The sequence below is a fragment of the Pseudomonas sp. D4-21 genome (genome assembly GCF_051132125.1).
In the GTDB taxonomy this organism is placed as follows: Bacteria; Pseudomonadota; Gammaproteobacteria; order Pseudomonadales; family Pseudomonadaceae; genus Aquipseudomonas.
The window spans coordinates 2,522,963-2,542,306 of the sequence record NZ_CP071664.1 but is presented as its reverse complement, the minus strand read 5'-3'; the positions used below and the strand labels follow the sequence as shown (position 1 = coordinate 2,542,306).

Genomic DNA, 19,344 nt, shown 5'->3' with positions numbered 1-19,344 from the left:
ATCCGAACCTGTAATTGGGGGGCGCAGGGGGTTCATTGCTCAAGTTGTTCGAGCAACCCCAAAAATTCATCGTCGGACAGGCCCGAGTCGGCGAAATCCGAAGCCGTGGCGCGGCCCGCCGCAGGGGCCTGACAGTGATCCAGCAAGGTGCTGAGTCGCTGCTGGAATTGCCGCGCCAGTTCGTTCACCAACACCTGATCGTGGACCTGCGGCGCATAACGCCATTCGACGTGTAGCTGGCCTTCATTGATGAGCGCCGTCACGTCCAGCCAATGGGTGCGGCAGGTGCTGTCGGCGCGCATGCCGGGGCACATCGGCCGCGCCAGGCGCCAGAGGCTCGATGCGCCGATCCACTGATCGACACGCCCCAGGTAGTTGAACGTCAGCAGCGTGACGGCACCCAGGCCGTGGGCCGGATCCTGGCGCAGCAGGCCGTAGCCGATGCCTTGTTCGGGGACGCGGCGCAGGGCTTCCTTGGCCGCGATGATCGAGGATTCCAAATCCCGGGAAGTATTGATGGCCAGCGGATATCGGCTGGTGTGCCAACCGATGGAGCGCGACAGCTCGGGGCCTTGCTCCCAGCCACTACGACCGTGGCTTTCCAGCTCCAGGGTGACGCGCTCGCGCCCCTGCCATTGGCCGATGACACCGGCCAACGCGGCCACCAGCAGATCCTGGACCTGAGTGCTGTAGGCCGAGTGACAATCGCCCAACAGCAATTGTGTTTGCTCGACCGACAGTTGCATGTCCAGTGTCCGGCTTTCGCCGTATGTATTGGGCTGTTGAGGAGCGCTATGTTCGGCGGCTACCTGCTCATGCCAGTAGCCAACCTGGGCCAGGACGGCGGGCTCGCGGCGATGCTGCTGCAAGGCCTCGCTCCATGCGTGGAAACCCGCCGACACGGCAGGCAACGCCGCGTTCGGTTGCAAGTAGAGGCTTTCCAATTCCTCCAGCAGCACTTGCCAGGACACGGCATCGACCAGCAAGTGATGCGCCGTGCATAGCAGCTCACGGCTATGGGAGAAATACACCCAGCGGATCAAAGGCGCCTTGCCCAAATCAAAGCCTTGTTGCCAGCGCTGCAACAGCGCTTCGTCCAAGGGTTGGTCTTCGATGTGGAACAACCCGTCGAGCTGGCCCGAGGAAAACGCCTGGTAGCGTTGTTGCCAACCCTGCTCCGACGTTTCAAATATCAGGCGCAAGCTGGCATGACGTTGTAACAGTGCGCCAACAGCCTGGATGAACCGCGCCTGTTCCAATGGTGCGTTCAATGCCAGAAGCAAGGATTGGTTCCAATGCTCGGGCTCGGTTTGCTTCTGGGCGAAAAACCATTGCTGGATCGGCGTCAGGGCGAACGCTGTGACAGGTTCGAGCACGGCCGGCGTAGCGCCCGTCTCCACCGCGCCAAGATCAACCACCTGCTCGGCCCAACCACGCACGGTTGGGAACTCGAAAATCTGCTTGGGCTTGAGCTGCAGCCCGTGCTGCTTGGCCCGGGCGATGATCTGCAAGCTCAGGATCGAGTCTCCCCCGACACTGAAGAAATTGTCATCGACCCTCAGGTCGGGGTTATTGAGAATCTCACGAGCGATATTGAGCAGACGCTGTTCGAGGTTGCGCTGTGGCGTCTGCACCACTCGGGCCAAGGCGCGTACGCTCTGTTCGGCAAACAACTGCTTGGGCGTCATCAGGATATGTTGCTGGCGGGCCAAGGCAATGATCTGCAGGCCGAGGATCGAATCGCCGCCCAAGGCGAAGAAGTTGTCATCGGGGCCGAGGTCGGGGTTGCCGAGCAGCCCGCGCCAGATATCCAGCAACGCGCTTTCAACCGCATTCAGAGGTTCCTCGATGGGAGACGTCGTCTGCGCGGTGGCCGGCGCTTGCCCGGCCAAATGCTGCAATGCCTTGCGATCGACTTTTCCGTTGGGCAACAAGGCAAACCCATCGAGGCAATGCCACTGGGACGGTTGCATATAGTCCGGCAGTTGCGCTTGCAGGGCGGCCTGAATATCAGGCAACGCGGCCAATGGTGCGACCAGGAACGCCACCAAGCGGTTGCCCGTCAGGGGCGATGGGTTGTTCAGCACCTGTACGTCGCCGACCTGCGGCATCGCCCGCAGCCGTGCCGCAACCTCTGCCGGCTCGACCCGATACCCGCGGATCTTGACCTGCTCATCGAGCCGACCGAGAAACTCCATCTGCCCCCGATGATTGAGCCGCACCCGGTCACCGGTGCGATAGCCATGGGCACCGAAGCGGGCGTGGTCTGAATCGTTGGCGCTGAGGTAACCCAGCGCAACCGTTTTGCCCTGCACGCAAAGTTCGCCGCTGACACCGATCGGCAACAGACGGCCCTCGGACGAACGCACGCTGACCTGGACATTGGGCAGCGGTCGTCCCAGCGGTGCCGCGCCATCGATATCGACCTCATGAGTCAACACCCCGACGGTGGTTTCACTGGGGCCGTAGTGGTTGACGATACGCAGGTCCGGCATCAATGCCCGCAAGCGCGAAACCAGCTCATGGCCCAGGGCTTCGCCACCGGTGACCAGGCATCGGCGCGGCAATAGGCGCTGGGGATCGTTGGCGACCAGCAAGGCGTTGAGGTGTGAAGGCACAATTTTAAGCAGGTCCACGGGATCGCGCTCAAGCACGGCCGCCAGCTCCTCGGCGTCGAATGACAGTTCCTCAGCCAATAGCCGCAGGCGACGGCCGCTGAGCAACGCACCGAACAAGGCCGTGTGCCCCAAGTCGGTGGCGCAGCTGGCGAGACTTGCCAGACTGGCATCGGCGGACAGATCCAGGCGTTCCAGGCACCCGACCACGTAATGGATCAGGTTGCCCTGGCTGACCATCACCCCCTTCGGCCGTCCCGTGGAGCCGGAGGTGTAGACGACGTAGGCCGACCTTTCAGCGGGCAAGGACGCGCGCAACGGCGATTCACCCGACAACGCCTCAGTTGGCAACGACAGCCACCGCACCGTTTCAGGCAGCCACTCGGGACGCTGGCCCTCGCCGACCCAGACCTTGGGCGTGCCATCCTGGCAGATGTCCTGCAAACGCGACTGCGGCCACTGCGGATCGAGGGCCAGGTAGGTGGCGCCGCACTGCCAGGCGGCGAGCATGTGCATCACCAGCTCGCGGCTGCGGGGCAAGCATAAGGCGATGCGTGCGCCCTCCAGATTCGCGCCTGCTTGCAAGCGCTCGCCACGGGCGACCACTGCACGGCCCAATTCGGCATAGCTGAGCGTGCCCTGTTCGTCTTGCAGGGCAATTGACTCGGGCTTTCGAACGCACTGCTGGACGAACGCCTGCCAGGCGTTGCTGACCGGGACCGGCAGGTCCTCGCCACAGAGCAAGGATTGCTGCGCCGGTGCCAGCCAGTCGAGCTGGGCAAACGGTACGTCCGGCTGTTCGATGACCGCGTGGACCAACGCAACGAACTGTTCGCAAAAACGTTGGACTGTTTCGTGGCGGTACAAGGCCTTGCTGTAACGCCACCGGCACAGGAAGCCGTCTTCCTCGTCGATCATGACCATGTTCAGCTCATGGGCCGCGCCACGCTGCTCCGACAGCAGACGGTCGACGTACTGCTCGAACGGCGCGATGCGCTCCTTGTTGAGGGTGAACATGTGCTGAAACAGCGGCGCCCTGCCCATCTGCCGGGGCAGATCCAACTGTTTGACGAGGCGCGAGAACGGATAATGACGGTGCTGCAAGGTTTGTTTGACGTTGGCGTCCACCTGCCTGGCCCAATCGCCGCCGGACAGCTCGCGCTGCAAACGACAGCGGACCGGCAACGGGTTGACCAGGTAGCCCGGCAGATTGACGTGCTCGCGGCGCAGGCGCCAACCGCTGGGAGTGCCCAGCACAAAGTCATCCTGGCCGGACAGCACGCCGAGAAACTGCTGGAACAAAGAGAACCAACAGATATAAGGCGTCACGCCCCATTGACGGGCCACGGCACGAATTCTGGCCGTGGTGGCCCGGTCGAAACGAAACGACAGCTCCCCGCCTTGGAATGCCTGATTGCTGCCGTAGTGAAAATCGGTCGGTAGCTCCAGTGCCGGGGCGCCTTCCAATTGCGCCTGCCACCAGGCCAGCTCCATCGGTTCGGCAGCTTCGCTGCGTATGTGCAATTCGCTGCAATAGTCGCGATAGGCATCTGGATTCACAGCGGGCAATGCTTGCTCGTTGATCAGCGCGAACAGTTCATTGAGCACGATGTAGAACGTGGCCAGGTCAGCGGCGATGTGATGAATTACCAGCAGCACGGTGTGCTCGACATCATCGGCGTGAACGTTGCTCAACAGGACGACCCGACTGACGTCGCCGGCTTCCAAGTCGAAAGGCTTATCGGCCCACTCGGTGACGCGCTGCTGCAACGCCTGCCTGTCGGCCGCCTGCAGCGCGATGCGCTCCAGCGGCCGGACTCGCTCGCGGTCGCTCCACTGCAACAGGTCGCCATTGCGCTCGGCATAGGCGGTGCACAGCATGGGATAGCGTCGCTGCACCGTTTCCCAGGCGCCTTGCAGGCGTCGGGGCAAGTCGTCGGTGACGAACTGCGCCTTGATGCGCCCTGCGTAAGCGATGTTATAGGCGCAGCTGTCCGGCTCCAGTCGTTGCAAGAACCAGAGCGCCTGCTCGTTATCCGTCAGCGGGCGCGCTTCAAAATAATCGGGGTGCCGGGCCAGCCATTGCAGCACGTCGGCGCCGTGCGCCGTCAGTTCGCTTGCCAGTTCATCGTCCAACGCCCTAGGTGATCCGGGGGTGATGACCAATTGGCCTTCGACTTTCGATAGGCGAATCCCACGCAGCCAGCAGCGATGCATCAAGCGATCGAGCATTTGATGTCCTTCATTTTGCTTGTTCTGAATGAGCCGCCCCATGTGACGGCTGTCTGCAAGAGCGTCTAGCTCAGTTCGCGGAAGCAGGCTCGGCCATGGCGACCACGACCTTTCGCGCGCCCTGGAATGTCGAACGGCCATGGGCCACCAGCATGTTGTCGAGCATCAGCACGTCACCGGCTTGCCAGGGAAAGCTCACCTGGCAGCGCTGCAATACGGCACGGACATGCTCCAGGGCATCAAGCTCGATAGGCGAGCCATCACCGTAGAAAACGTTACGTGGCACGCCCTCTTCGCCGACGATGGAAATCAGCGTCTCGCGCACGGGTGCGGCGAGATTGGAGATATGGAACAGATGCGCCTGGTTGAACCACACCCACTCCCCAGTCACCGGGTGCTGGGCCACGGCCTGGCAGATCTGGCGGGTGGACAGCTCGCCGTCCTCTTTCCACTGGAACTGGATCTGGTTGGCGCGGCAGAAATGTTCGACTTGTGAACGGTCTTCCGTGCTGAACGCCTGTTGCCAGGGCAAGTCGAGGCCGTTGCCATAGTTGCGCACGTACATCAGGCGCTTCTCGGCGAAACGCTGACGTATGGCGGGGTCGAGTTGCTGGTAGACCTTGCGGCTGTCGGCAATGGGGGTTTCACCGCCCACCGCAGAGGCCTGCATGCAGTGGAACCAGATTTTCATTGGCCAGTTAAGCGAGTAGGACTGCTCGTTGTGTAGAGGGATCACTTGGTGGGCCGGGTACTCGGTCGACGTGTAGACCCGGTTGTTGAGCTTGGTGCGCGGCGTTGAGGCGTAGTCGTAGGTCAGCAGTTCATGACCGAAACCGCGGGCGAATGCTTCAAAGTCCGCTTCGCCATTGAACACAAAGCCACGAAACAGGATGCCGCCCGCTCGCGGTAACTGCGCCTCGACTGCTTGCAGGATCTGCGCCCGGCTGTCCTGCCAAGCAGCCCCCGCGCCTGGCGCGTGGAAGATAAATGGCAAGGTCTGTTCGTCGCCCGGTACGCCTTCCATGGGTTGAACCTGTGCACGCGCCAAACCCGTTTCCATTTGTGATCCCTCGCCATTCCGATAAGCGTGTTTTTTTCGAGAGCACAAACTAATACAAACGAGTAACAACCGCAATAGAGAATCATTGTCATTAATGACTTTTGTATAACAATCGGCACAAAGTCACTTGGCCTGAAGCACGCTTTCTCGCTCGGCAATATGGGACATCAGCAGGTAGGCGGAACCCAGCAAGCCTTGCATCGTATCGGCGTATCGGCTGCGGTTCAGGTAGAGAAACTGGCGGTTTTTCACCGCAAACAGGTTCTGCCATTGAGGCGACTGGCGAAACGCTGCCGTGCTCGCTTCCGAATCGAGTAACTCCTCGTATGTGTCGATAATGAAATCACTGTCGAAGTCACCGATGCGCTCCAGGCTGTAGGGCACGTTCTGGCGCGCCTCACGATAGGCGGCGACACGCCCGAGACCGAAATCCTTGATGACGTCGTCCATACCGCCACGGCCGATCAGTTGGAAACCATCGGTATAGACTTCGAGCGTCGTGACCGTGATCCGCGAAGGGTCCTTGACCCGCTTCTTGAACTCGCTGACGACCCATTCGTATTCATGGAGCATTTCTTCGTAACGCTGCTGTTTGCCGACCAGCTCGGCGAGCTGCCTGGCGTAGGTCTTGATGTCGCTTTCCCGGGAGGGCAGCAGCACGACCGGTGCGATTTTGCTGAGCTTTTCCTTTAGGTCCGCGTGATAAGACAGGCCGACAATCAGGTCAGGCTTCAGGGCGGCGATAGCTTCCAGGTCAGGAGATTGGTGCGAGCCGATGTATTGAATGCCTGTCACGTCGAAGCGCTCCTGGGCGCCGCGAAACAGCACGTCCGAAAACAGCTTCTTCCTGCCTGTCGATCCGCAGGGCTTGATACCCAATTCGAGCAACTGATCGGTCAGGCTGAAATCGTGCAGGGAGACAATGCAGTGGGGTGAAACAGGCACCTCGACACGACCGAAACTGTTCTCGAACACTTTGGTTTCGGCCGCGCCAGCGTGCATCGACATCAATGCAAACGGCACGCAAAGCATGCCAAACAACCTCTTGAACACTTCTCTCATCCCTACCCGCACGCGTTTGCCTCCGATAATTTCAAGATAAGCGCCGCTGTGTTTTCAGCGACTGCGTTGACGCGCCAACAATATGATCAGATAAGGTGCGCCGATAATTGCAACCACCAGCCCCGCCGGTAATTGCAGCGGTGGGAACAGCCCCCTGCCCAGTGTATCCCCCGCCAGTACCAGCAATGCCCCCATCAACGCCGACAAAGGCATCAGCGCACCGTGGCGATCGCCTGCCAGTTGGCGTGCCAGGTGCGGCGCCACCAGCCCGACGAAAGTCATGGTGCCGACGTTCGCCACGGCGGCCGCTGTCAGCATGACACTGCACAGCAATAGGAAAGCCATGACACCCGTGACGTTCAGGCCCCGGCTGAGCGCGACTTTTTCGCCCAACTGCAACAGGTTCAATTGACGGTGAAAAAACAGCAAGGGAACCCCCGCGAGCAACAGCCAGGTGCCGAGGCTGTGAACCTGCGGCCAACCGGCCCGGTGCAAGCTGCCGCCCAGCCACATCAGGGCCGACTCGACCTGGTCGATGTTGCCGTAGGTGATCAGTAAATCGGCTACTGCACTGAGCATCGCGGTGAGCCCAACGCCGACAAGGATCAACCGCAGCGGCGAAATCCCCTGGCGCCACGACAGCAGCGCGACGAAGAATGCCACGGCCAACCCGCCCGCCAGTGCCGCCAATGGATAGAGCTCAAGGGGCAACAGCGTGGGCCAGAGCACAATGATCAGCAGCATCGTCACACTGGCGCCCGACTCCACGCCCACCAGCCCCGGCGCCGCCAGCGGATTGCGCGTCAACGACTGCATCAACAGGCCGGCCAGCGACATGGCCATGCCGGCGAGGATCGCCAGGGCCACACGTGGCAGTCGCAATTCCCAAAGCAGATTGCGCGTCGTCGAGTCGACCTGTTCAGGCGCCCACAGCGCTTGCCAGGCCTGGACAACCCCCAACGAATAACTGCCGACAGTCAACGCGTACAACGATAAGGCAACCAATGCGAACATCAGGGCCAGCACCGAAATCACGTCGATGGGCCGGGCCACCCAAGGCAGTAATGGAAGTGCCCTGGGCAAGATCAGCCCAACGCGCGTCATTTGACTTTCCTCAACACCAACGCGACGAAAATCGGCCCGCCGATCAGTGCCGTGACAATCCCGGTGTTCAGCTCAAAGGGCCGCACAACGGTTCGTGCGGCAATGTCCGCCAGGATCAGCAGCAACGCGCCGAGCAGCGGCGCGGCCAGCAATAGCCGTCGATAATCATCGCCAAACAACAGCCGCGCCGCATGGGGCACCACCAACCCGACAAAACCGATCGGTCCCGCCAGCGCCACGGCGCATCCTGACAGCAGCACCACGGAAGCCAGCCCGAACAGGCGCATTTTCAACAAGTTGACGCCCATGCCGGCCGCGGCCTGCGGACCGAGCCGATGGGCGTTCAAGGCCCGGACATTGACCAGGCACAAGACCATGCCCAACACCACATAAGGCCAGACCCATGCCTGCATCGAGCCTCCGGTCACGCCGATCGACCCGGTGAGCCAGCGGCGAAGGCTGTCGAGCCCCTGCTGGTCGAGCAACAGCAGGATTGACGTGATGGCGCTGAACAACGCCGCGATCATCGCGCCGGACAAGGTCAGTCGAATCGGGTTATGGCCCCTGCCCGCCAGCAGCAGGACACCAATGGCTGCCACCAGGGCACCGCTGAAAGCAAACAATGGGATCATCGACAGGTCGTGACCGGGCAGCACCAGCAAGCCGAACACCACGAATAATGCCGCGCCGCTGTTGATGCCGAGAATGCCGGGGTCGGCCAGGGGGTTGTCACCTACCGCCTGCATGATCACTCCCGCCAGGCCAAGGCTGGCGCCCACCAGCATGGCAACCAGCAAGCGTGGCAGGCGGCTGCCACGGATGACGCTCTGATCGGCGTTGTCCGGTGCATACGCCACCAGTGCCTGCCAGGCCTCGTTCCAAGGGATGCTCTTGGCGCCAACCGCCAGGTGCAGCAGCGCGGCCAAGGCGATGGCAACCAGCAGGCCCAGCCACACCGGTATTCGCAAACCGTGACTCACATCGCCTCCCGTACAGCCGATGGCTGGCTACGGGTGGTTTGCGGAACACACAGCGGGTCGCCCGAATAAGGGTCGGTGATGATGTGCGCGTCCAGGTCGAAGACCGCCTTGAGATTCTCACGGGTAAAGACTTCAGCGGGCGCGCCCTGGGCCAGCAAGCGGCCTTCACGCATCATCACCAGGTGATCGGCATAACGCGCGGCCTGGTTGAGATCGTGAAGCACGGCGACGACGGTCTTGCCTTGCTCGCGCAGGTCCACCAGCAGTTCGAGCAAGGTGATCTGATGAGCGATATCGAGAAACGTCGTGGGCTCGTCCAACAGGATCACTGGGGTGTCCTGGGCCAAGGTCATGGCAATCCAGCAGCGCTGCAGTTGTCCACCCGACAGGGTGGCCAACGAGCGATCGAGCAACGGTGCGATGCCCGCCAGTTCGATGGCACGGTCGATTGCCTGCTGATCCTGTTCGGACCATTGCCGCCACCAGCTCTGCCAGGGGAAACGTCCCTGCATCACCAGCTCCCGCACGCTCATGCCGGCCGGTGACGTAGTGCGCTGGGGCAACAACGCCATGCGCTGCGCCAGCGCCCGGCGCGAATACTGCCCCAGAGCCTTGCCGGACAGGTGCACCTCACCCGCGCTTGGGCGCAGCATATGTGCCAGCACATTCAAGAGTGTGGTCTTGCCACAGCCGTTGGCCCCGATCAACGCCGTGAAGCAGCCTTCGGGAATGTCCAGGCTGACACCGTTGAGAATCTGTTGCTCGCCATAGCTCAGCCGCACATTGCTGGCTTTCAGCATGACCGTCCCTCCACCGCCCAAGAGGGCCTGATCGAATCGTCCATCGTACAGATCCCGCGCATTCGTTTCCCGGTAACAACGCCGGAAAACCCACCGCAGGCTAAAAAGTGCGGCACAGAATATGTCGAAACTAAAATAAATTCCCTACAAGCCTGACAATATTAATGCAAACCCTTATCATTCACAGTCAGATTATGGCCAGTAGACACTAACTTCGCTCGCCTGCCCTGCCGCCGGACCGGGACGATAGGCTTGCGAAGATCAATAACAATCCTCAAGGACTTCCTCGATGCTCGTAAGAAAAACAACAGTTGGCACCGAAAAACGTTACGTCTCGCGTCATCCAGCGTTTCACTTGAGCACTCTGGCCCTGGCTTTGGGGAGCATCTTTTCAGCACAGGCGATCGCCGCACAAGAAGAGGCTGCAGCCAACGCTCCTCTTCAACTCGGCGAAATCAACATCAATGCCGCCGCCGTGGAAAACCCCACGGCGCCGCTGGCCGGCAAAGTCGCCCTGCGCAACGGCAGTGCCACCAAGTCCAACGCGGCCATCACTGAAACGCCGCAATCGGTGTCCGTGGTCACCGCCGATGAAATGCGCGATCGCAAGTCCGACACCATGGCGGACGCCCTCAGCTACACCCCGGGCTTCACCAGCCAACCGAGCAGCTTCAACCGCACCTCGGACCGGTTCCGCATTCGCGGCTTCGACGTCGAATCCGCCACTGGCGGCTCCCTGCGCGACGGCATGCGCCTGCAAAACAACTCCTACGATGGCGTCCAGGACCCGTATGGGTTGGAGCGCGTGGAAGTTATCCGCGGCGCGGCGTCGGTGCTGTACGGCCAACTGTCGCCAGGCGGCTTCGTCAACGGTGTCAGCAAGCGCCCGACCGAAACCCCGCTGCATGAGTTGGGGCTGCAATATGGCAACCATGATCGCAAGCAACTGACCGCCGACTTCAGCGGCCCGCTCGGTGACAGCGAGGTCCTCACCTACCGCCTGACCATGCTCAAGCGCGACAGCGACACCCAGCAGGATTACGTCAACGACGACAAGCTCTACATCGCCCCGGCCCTGACCTGGCGCCCTGATGAAGACACGTCCCTGACCCTGCTCTCGTTCTATCAGAAGAGCGACACGCGTTTCTCCGCCCCGCTGCCCTATCAATTGGTCAAAGGCGTAGGCAACGGCCCCTTCACCATCGGCCGCCACGATTTCATCGGCGAACCCGACTACGACGACATGAACGGCGAGATGTCCGCCATCGGTTATGAGTTCGAACACCGGTTTGATGAACACACCCGTATCAGCAACAAGTTGCGTTACTACGAAGCGGATGTGAAGTGGAAATACATGCAGATTCGGACAGGGAATCCAGTCAATACAGCAGCCGCCACGGGCGTTTTGGGTCGTCAGTACAGTGATCGGCGGGAGCGCTCCCGGGCGTTGGCCAGCGACACCAACATCGAGACGCGTTGGAACATTGGCGGGATTGAAAACACCTTCCTGGTGGGTGCCGATACCTACGACGCGTCATACGACTCGCATAACTTCCGAGCCAACTCGACCTCTATCAATATTGGTGACTACAACTACGGTCAGCCAGTGGTGGTGGACAAGAGCCGGAACCGCGACCGCGGTTCACAGATCGATACCTTCCAGACAGGTATCTACCTGCAAGACCAGATCAAGTTCGACGATCATTGGCTATTGCTGCTCGGCGGTCGCCACGATTGGGCAGATCAGGATCAGGAAGGCTTCGCCACCGGCGAGAAGCTGAGCCAGAACGACGAATCCACCACTTGGCGCGCCGGCCTGGTGTACCAGGCGGACAACGGCCTGGCACCTTACATCAGCTACAGCGAATCATTCTTCCCAGTTGCGGTGGCCGACGCGCCTGGCCAGACATTCAAGCCTACAGAAGGCAAGCAGTACGAAATCGGCATCCGCTACCAACCTCCGGGCAGCAATACACTGTTGAGCGCAGCGGTTTATGAACTGACGCAGGAAAACGTCGTGAAGCGCGACCTGGCTGGCCTCAATCCCCAGCAGATTGGCGAGCAGCGCTCCCGTGGCCTGGAACTCGAAGCCAAGTCCGACATCACGCCTCAACTGACGGTCATCGCGACGTACGCCTACACCGATGCGCGCATCACCAAAAGCGTAATCCAGAGCGAAGTGGGTCAGCGCAGCGAAGATACGCCTTACCACCAAGCCGCGCTGTGGGCCGACTACAACTTCGCCCGTTTCGGCGTACCGCAGCTGAAAATCGGCGGCGGCGCGCGCTACAAGGGAACCACCCAAGCTTCGGGCATCGATTCGCAAATGCCTGCCTACACGCTGTTCGATGCAATGGCCAGCTACCAGATCGACAAGAACTGGGACATCGCCCTCAACGCCAACAACGTGACGAACAAAAAATACACTTATTGCGAATTTGCCATCTGCCGCTACGGCGACGAGCGCGAGTTGGTGACCTCCGTCAACTTCCGCTGGTAAATGCCCCTGACTCGGTCGGCGCCGCCAGGTGTCGACCGAGTCATTTCAGCTGTATAAACTTTTGTAAGCCCTCTCGAATCCCCTCATCGCACCCATCCCCCTAAATTTTCCATTGACCTTGACGCCCTAGATGACGATCGTCATATTACGATCATCATAAGCGAGACAAAACCGGCCAGAGGGTTGATCCATGAAAACCGCAGATGCATCAGCGATTGTGCAAACGCAGCCACTCGCATCGAGCCCAGCCCTGACCGGCCGAATCGTCGCACTGCTCGCCGGCCTCGCGGCCATCGGCATGCTCTCCACCAATATCATCCTCCCTGCGTTCCCGGTGATCGGTGATGACCTCGGCGTGACCGCCCGCGAACTGGGCCTGACGCTCTCCAGTTACTTCGTCACCTTTGCCCTGGGTCAGTTGGTGGTCGGGCCGTTGGCTGACCGTTATGGACGGCAGAAACTGGTGCTGGGCGGACTGTCGGTGTTCATAGTCGGCACCGTCATCGGCGGCCTCGCCACCACCCTTGAGGTACTGATTGCCGGCCGCGTCGTTCAGGCGTTGGGCGTGTGCGCGGCCTCGGTGCTGTCGCGGGCCATCGCACGGGATCTGTTCGAAGGCGAGACACTGGCCCGCGCCCTGTCATTGACGATGGTCGCCACGGCCGCTGCGCCAGGTTTCTCACCCTTGGCGGGCAGCGTGCTGTCCGTCACGCTCGGATGGCGCGCCATCTTTTTCCTGGTGGGATTGGCCGCCGTGGTGCTGGCGTTCTTCTATGTACGCGATCTTGGCGAAACCCATCCCGCCGACCGCCGGGCGCCGCACTCTACCGGCAGTGTGGTGCGCGCTTACGCCAGGCTGGTGGTGGACAAGCGTTTCATCCTCCCTGCCCTGTCGATGAGCCTGTTGCTCAGCGGTCTGTTCGCGTCATTCGCCGCTGCCCCGGCCATTCTCATGAAAGGCATCGGCCTGACGTCCCTGCAGGCCGGCCTGTATTTCGCATCAACGGTGTTTGTGGTGTTCGCCGCCGGCCTGGCCGCTCCTCGCCTGGCCCGACGTTTTGGCCCAGGTAACACCGCCCTGCTGGGCATTGCCTGCGCCATGATCGGCGGTGGTTTGCTCATCGTGGGGCCGGCCAGCCCGGGGCTTGGCTGGTATGCGGTGTCGATGGTGACGTTCCTTTGGGGCATGGGCCTGGCGAACCCCTTAGGCACGGCAATCACCATGGGACCTTTCGGCAAAGAGGCCGGGATGGCCTCGGCGCTGCTGGGTTTTCTCTCCATGGGTGCGGCAGCGTTGACCACCTGGCTCGCCGCCGTGCTGAGCTTTTCACCCATCGCCACACTGGGCGCGATACAGGCGTTGACCTGCCTGGTCGCGCTGGTGCTGTTCCGCTTGCGCCGCTGACGCGGCGTCAATCGTCCCAACGACGGAATAACACGCTGGCATTGACGCCACCAAAACCGAACCCATTCGACAGTGCATGGGTGATCGGCATTTTCCGGGCCTTCAGGCCAACCAGATCGAGGCCGTTGGCTGCCTCGTCGGGATGCATCAGGTTCAGCGTCGGCGGCACGATCTGATCACGCAGCGCCAAAACCGTGAAGATCGCTTCGATGCCGCCGGCCGCGCCCAACAAGTGGCCAGTGGCTGATTTGGTAGAAGTGATCGCCACGCCTGCGCCCGCGCCGCCGTTCGTGCCAAAAACCGCGCGGATCGCCGCCAGCTCACCGGCATCACCCACCTGGGTGGACGTCGCGTGGGCATTGATGTGCTGCACCTCGCTGGGGTTGAGACCTGCCTGGCGCAACGCTTGCTCCATGGCGCGGCGGGCTCCGTTGCCATCCTCCGGGCCCGCGGTCAGGTGGTAGGCATCGGCGCTGGTGCCATACCCCACCAATTCCGCCAGGGGCTTGGCACCCCGGGCCAGAGCGTGTTCCAGCGACTCGATCACCAGCAACCCGGCGCCTTCGGCCATGACGAAGCCGTCGCGCTCCCGATCGAACGGCCGCGAGGCCTCTTGTGGACGCTCGGCAAATCCCGTGGACAGTGCCCGCGCCGCCGCGAAGCAGCCCAACGTCACCCGGTCGATCGCCGCCTCGGTGCCGCCGCAAATGGCAATGTCCGCCTCGCCACTCTTGATCAGCCGAGCGGCATCGCCAATGGCTTGTACGCCGGCAGCACAAGCGGTAACGGGCGCACCTAGCGGCCCTTTGAAACCATGTCGGATGGACACCTGCCCGGCCGCCATATTGGCCAGGAAAGCCGGCGCGGTGAACGGCGACAGTCGACGTGGACCGCGAGCATCGGTGGTGCGCACCGCATCGGCAATCGTGGCGAAACCACCCACGCCCGAAGAAATGATCGTGGCAGTCCGCTCCTGATGGACGGGATCAACGGGATGCCAGCCCGCCTGCTCCAGGGCTTCGTGAGCCGCCACCAGGGCGAACTCGATGAAGCGGTCCATCTTCTTGCGATCCTTGGGCGCGATGAGGCGCTCCGGGTCGTAACCGGCGATACCGTCCTCTTCCAAGGTCGGCACTTGCCCCCCCACGGCGACGCCGGTCCCGTCGGTGACGTCGGCGGACAGGTTGCGAATGCCGGATTGCCCGGCCAGCAAGCGCTGCCAGACCTCTTCCACCCCGCAGCCCAGCGGGCCGACGATGCCTACGCCAGTGATGACGATGCGTTTTTGACCTTCGCGATTTTTCATGGAGCCCTCTTCGTATCAGGACGGATCTTGAACCAGATGGAATACATCGCCGGCAGGAACACCAGCGTCATGATGGTGCCGACGAACGTGCCGCCGATCAGGGTGTAGGCCAGCGTGCCCCAGAACACCGAATGTGTCAGGGGGATGAATGCCAGGATTGCCGCCAGTGCCGTGAGCAACACCGGCCGTGCACGCTGCACCGTGGCCTCGATCACCGCATGGAACGGATCCAGCCCTTCGTTGGCGTTGTGATGGATTTGCCCGATCAGGATCAGCGTATTGCGCATGAGAATGCCCGACAGGGCGATCAGGCCGACCAATGCATTGATACCGAATGGCTGATTGAAGATCAGCAATGTCGGCACGACGCCGATCAGCCCCAGTGGCGCCGTCAAGAACACCATGATCATCGCCGAGATCGAGCGCACTTGCAGGATGATGATCAGCAACGTCAAGGCGACCATGATCGGCACCAGCGGCACGATGGCCTTGCCGGCCTTGCCCGACTCCTCGATGGCGCCCGCCTGCTCGATCCGGTAGCCGGCGGGCAACCTGTCGATGACCGGTTGCAGTTGCTTGATAATCGCGCTGGAGACGTCCGGCGGCTGCAGGCCTTCGGCAATATCGCCGCGCACCGTCATGGTCGGCGTGCGATCACGACGGCGCAGGATCGGATCTTCCATGCGCACATCCACCTCGCCGACCTGGGACAGCGGAATGCGCTGGCCTGTCGCGCCCACTAGGGTGAAACCTTCGATCCGCGCGGGGTCGAGGCGGATGTCACCGGCGGCGCGGCCGATCACCTGCACCGAACGGATGTCCTCGCGCACTGCCGTGATCGGCACGCCGCTGAGCAGAAACTGCAATTGCTGGGCGACCGCATTGGACGTCAGCCCCACCGCTTGCAAGCGGTCCTGGTCGAGATTGAAATGCAGCGTCGGCACCAAGGGTCCCCAGTCGGTGTTGACGGTCCTCATCATCGGGCTCGCCTGCATGATGCCCTGGACCTGACTGGCGATCTCGCGCAGCTTCGTCGAATCAGGGCCCATCACACGATACGCCACGGGGAACGGTGAATACGGGCCGAACACCAATTGAGTGACCCGCACCCGCGCCTCGGGAGCCAGCCCTTGGGCGATCGCTTCGCGGAGACGGAACTTGAGGGCTTCGCGTGCTTGCTGGCTGTCCGTCAGCACGACAATCTTGGCAAATGACGGATCGGGAAGTTCCGGCGCCATCGCCAGGTAGAAACGCGGCGCGCCTTGGCCGATGTAGGCGGTGACGATCCGGGCCTCTTCCTGTTGTTGCAGCCAGGCCTCGACCCTGGCGGTGGTGGCGCTGGTTTGCTCGATGGAGGTGCCGTACGGCATCTGCACTTCCACCAGCACCTCGGGCCGATCCGAGGTCGGAAAGAACTGTTTTTTCACCAGGCCCATGCCGAGGATCGCCACCACGAATGTCGCGATCACCGTACCGGCCACCCACCATTTGCGCGCGATGACTCGCGTCAGCACTCGGCGGAAACGGTTGTAGTGCCGCGTGTTGTAGATGGCCGCGTGCCCGCCTTCGACCTGCTTGATGTCGGGCAACAATTTCACGCCCAGGTACGGTGTGAATGCCACCGCGACCACCCAGGAAGCAATCAGCGCGATGCCGACGATCCAGAACATGTTGCTGGTGTATTCGCCAGCGGTCGATTGCGCGAACCCGTTGGGCATGAAGCCGATGGCGGTCACCAGCGTGCCGGACAACATCGGTGCGGCCGTGTGGCTCCAGGCATACGCGCTGGCCTTGATCCGGTCGTAGCCCTCCTCCATTTTCACCACCATCATTTCAATGGCGATGATCGCGTCGTCCACCAACAAACCGAGCGCGAGGATCAGGGAGCCGAGGGTGATTCGGTCGAAATTCTTGCCGGTGGCGGCCATGACCACGAACACCACGGCCAACGTCAACGGCACGGCCGCCGCGACCACGACACCCACGCGCCAGCCCATGCTGAGGAAACAGACAATCATCACCACCAGCAGCGCGACGAAGAACTTGACCATGAACTCGCCGACCGCCGAGTCGATATTGACCGATTGATCGGTAACCTTGGTCAGCGCCATGCCCAGCGGCATGTCTTGGTTGATCTTGCTGATCTGCGTATCCAAGGCCTTGCCCAGGTCCAGGCCATTCCAGCCCTCGCGCATGATCACGCCCAATAACAACGCTTCTTCGCCACCGTTGCGCACCAGGAACGTGGCGGGGTCTTCATAGCCGCGCTCGACAGTCGCCACGTCCGACAGCTTCAGCGAGCGCCCCTGTACCACGACCGGCGTGTCGCGAATCTTCTGCAGCTTGTCGAAAGCGCCATCCAGGCGCAGGAACACCTGCGGCCCGACGGTTTCGATGGAGCCGGCTGGCGTGAGCATGTTCTGGCTGTTGAGGGCGGTAAAAATATCCTGGGGCGACACACCCAGGGTCGCCAAGCGATCGTGGGAAAAGGACACGAAGATCCGTTCGGCCTGCTCGCCGATGATATTGATCTTCTTCACGCCTGGCACATGCAGCAGTTGTTGGCGTAGCGCTTCGGCATCACGCACCAGCCGTCGTTGCGGCTCGCCTTTGGCTTTCAAGGCGAACAAGGCGAAGGTCACGTCGGAAAATTCATCATTGACCATCGGCCCTATAACCCCGGGCGGCAGTTTGATCGCCTCGTCAGCCAGCTTCTTGCGCGCCTGGTAGAACTCTTCCTGCACTTGCGACGGCGGCGTCCGATCGACCAGCGACACCATCGTGAACGCAAGGCCGGGACGGGTATAGGTTTCCGTGCGGTCGTACCACTTCAATTCTTGCAGGCGTTTTTCCAGCGGTTCGGCGACCTGGTCTTGCATTTCCTGGGCTGTCGCGCCTGGCCAGGCGGTGATGACCGTCAGTTGCTTTACCGTGAAGGGTGGGTCTTCCGCGCGGCCGAGCTGGAAAAAAGCGAGGACACCCGCAACGGCGATCAGCAACAGCAGGAATACCGTGATGGAACGCTCGCGGACGGCGAGCGCGGAGAGGTTGAAGCTCATGGGCGATTCCCCGCAACCTTCACGTCTTGCGGTTGCGCAAGACGCACCGCCTCGCCCTCGTGCAGCAGATGGGCGCCGAGCGCAACGATCTGCTCGCCCATTTTCAGCTCGCCCAAGACCTGCGCGGCGTCGTCGCTCAAGCCGACGACCTTCACCGGACGCCAGGCGACTGTCGCCGGTTCGCCCGTGATGACCCAGACACCACTGCCTTTGCCCGAGTCGAAAATGGCAGCGATCGGAACTTGCAGTGCCTGTTCCGTCCGAGGCCCCGCGGCGACCCGGAGCGTGACCGTGGATCCCAGCGGTGCGCTGGCCAGCGCGCCCTCCAACACGTAACGCGCCTCGAAGGTGCGCGTTACAGGGTCGGCGGAATCCGACAGCAACCTCAGCTTCGCATTGACCGCCTCGCTGGCATTGCCGTACAGCGTCGCCTGGGCGACTGACCCCGACGTCGGCCGCAGGGTTTCAGGCAGTTGCACCACGGCTTCGCGCTGGCCTGCCCGGGCCAGTCGAACCACGATTTGTCCAAGAGCGACAACTTGCCCGGGCTCGGCGAGCGTTTCCATCACAACGCCATCGGCGTCGGCGAGCAGCACGGCATAACCAGAAGCGTTGCGGGCAACGTCAGCCTGGGCCTGGGCCGCGCTGAGTTGCGCCCTTGCGGTATCGGCGGCGGCCTTGATCTGGTCGTAGCCCGAGGCGGAAATGGCGCCGGCAGCGACGAGGTCTCGGTAACGAGCCTCGTCATCGGCGGTCTGCTTCGCCCTCGCCCGAGCGGCGGCAACGGCCTCCTGTTGTGCTCGCGCTTGCAGCCCCAAGTCGACAGGGTCCAGGCGCATCAGTGGCTGGCCGCGCTTGACCGTCTGGCCGGTGTCGACCAGCCGCTCGAGGACCTTGCCCGACACGCGAAAGCCCAGGTCGCTCTGGACCCTGGCCGTGACCACGCCGGTAAACGAACGCGACCGGTCGGGCGAACCCAAAACTTGCGCGACCCTCACGATGGGCGCAAGCGTGCGTGGATCTTTCTCGGTGGATGACTCGCCACACGCCGTCAGGACGAGAGGCAGCAAGCAAGCGGCAAGAGTGACAGGTCGGCGCCGGAGCATAAGGTCCCTTTTCATGAGCGGACAGGATGGAAGGCGCATTCTCATTCGAGTGACCATATCTGTCAATCGTCACGATATTTACGCTAAGACCGTCAGCCTTCAAGCCGTGTTGCGC

General features: G+C 62.0%; 11 protein-coding genes. 2 read left to right on the top strand and 9 right to left on the bottom strand.

Going from position 1 to position 19,344, the window contains the following annotated elements:
- Nucleotides 1–32: 32 nt before the first annotated feature.
- From J3Q04_RS11550 to J3Q04_RS11525, 6 genes are all read right to left on the bottom strand, one after another.
- On the bottom strand, nucleotides 33–4,847 hold the full coding sequence (locus J3Q04_RS11550; protein ID WP_434606049.1) for an amino acid adenylation domain-containing protein: 4,815 nt from the start codon (nucleotides 4,845–4,847) through the stop codon (nucleotides 33–35).
- A 70-nt stretch (nucleotides 4,848–4,917) separates the two neighbouring features.
- Nucleotides 4,918–5,871, bottom strand: coding sequence for a TauD/TfdA family dioxygenase (locus J3Q04_RS11545; protein WP_434564112.1), 954 nt, complete (start codon nucleotides 5,869–5,871; stop codon nucleotides 4,918–4,920).
- 159 nt (nucleotides 5,872–6,030) lie between these two features.
- A complete protein-coding gene (locus J3Q04_RS11540; RefSeq protein ID WP_434606051.1) occupies nucleotides 6,031–6,960 on the bottom strand; it encodes an iron-siderophore ABC transporter substrate-binding protein in 930 nt (309 codons plus the stop codon).
- Between the two features lie 63 nt (nucleotides 6,961–7,023).
- Complete coding sequence (locus J3Q04_RS11535) at nucleotides 7,024–8,073, bottom strand: FecCD family ABC transporter permease (RefSeq protein WP_420763717.1); 1,050 nt, start codon at nucleotides 8,071–8,073, stop codon at nucleotides 7,024–7,026.
- Nucleotides 8,070–9,053: a FecCD family ABC transporter permease gene (locus J3Q04_RS11530; protein ID WP_420763716.1), complete on the bottom strand. Its 984-nt coding sequence runs from the start codon at nucleotides 9,051–9,053 to the stop codon at nucleotides 8,070–8,072. Before J3Q04_RS11530 ends, J3Q04_RS11535 begins: the two co-directional genes overlap by 4 nt.
- Entirely contained in the window at nucleotides 9,050–9,853 is an 804-nt protein-coding gene (locus J3Q04_RS11525; RefSeq protein ID WP_420763715.1) for an ABC transporter ATP-binding protein, read from the bottom strand. Before J3Q04_RS11525 ends, J3Q04_RS11530 begins: the two co-directional genes overlap by 4 nt.
- Before the next feature lie 289 nt (nucleotides 9,854–10,142).
- Here J3Q04_RS11525 and J3Q04_RS11520 point away from each other — a divergent pair, with 289 nt between their 5' ends.
- The gene (locus J3Q04_RS11520) at nucleotides 10,143–12,353 is read left to right on the top strand and encodes a TonB-dependent siderophore receptor (protein WP_434606054.1); all 2,211 of its coding nucleotides are present in this window, start codon (nucleotides 10,143–10,145) and stop codon (nucleotides 12,351–12,353) included.
- A gap of 190 nt (nucleotides 12,354–12,543) precedes the next feature.
- Nucleotides 12,544–13,758: a multidrug effflux MFS transporter gene (locus J3Q04_RS11515; RefSeq protein WP_434606056.1), complete on the top strand. Its 1,215-nt coding sequence runs from the start codon at nucleotides 12,544–12,546 to the stop codon at nucleotides 13,756–13,758.
- Nucleotides 13,759–13,765: 7 nt separating this feature from the next.
- Here J3Q04_RS11515 and fabF read toward each other — a convergent pair whose 3' ends face one another.
- From fabF to J3Q04_RS11500, 3 genes are read right to left on the bottom strand one after another with little or no spacing between them, the layout of a single operon-like run.
- Entirely contained in the window at nucleotides 13,766–15,064 is a 1,299-nt protein-coding gene (fabF, locus tag J3Q04_RS11510) for a beta-ketoacyl-ACP synthase II (protein WP_434606059.1), read from the bottom strand.
- On the bottom strand, nucleotides 15,061–18,123 hold the full coding sequence (locus J3Q04_RS11505) for an efflux RND transporter permease subunit (protein ID WP_434606061.1): 3,063 nt from the start codon (nucleotides 18,121–18,123) through the stop codon (nucleotides 15,061–15,063). The genes fabF and J3Q04_RS11505 overlap by 4 nt, the downstream gene beginning before the upstream one ends.
- Nucleotides 18,120–19,229: an efflux RND transporter periplasmic adaptor subunit gene (locus J3Q04_RS11500; protein WP_434606063.1), complete on the bottom strand. Its 1,110-nt coding sequence runs from the start codon at nucleotides 19,227–19,229 to the stop codon at nucleotides 18,120–18,122. Before J3Q04_RS11500 ends, J3Q04_RS11505 begins: the two co-directional genes overlap by 4 nt.
- Nucleotides 19,230–19,344: the final 115 nt, after the last annotated feature.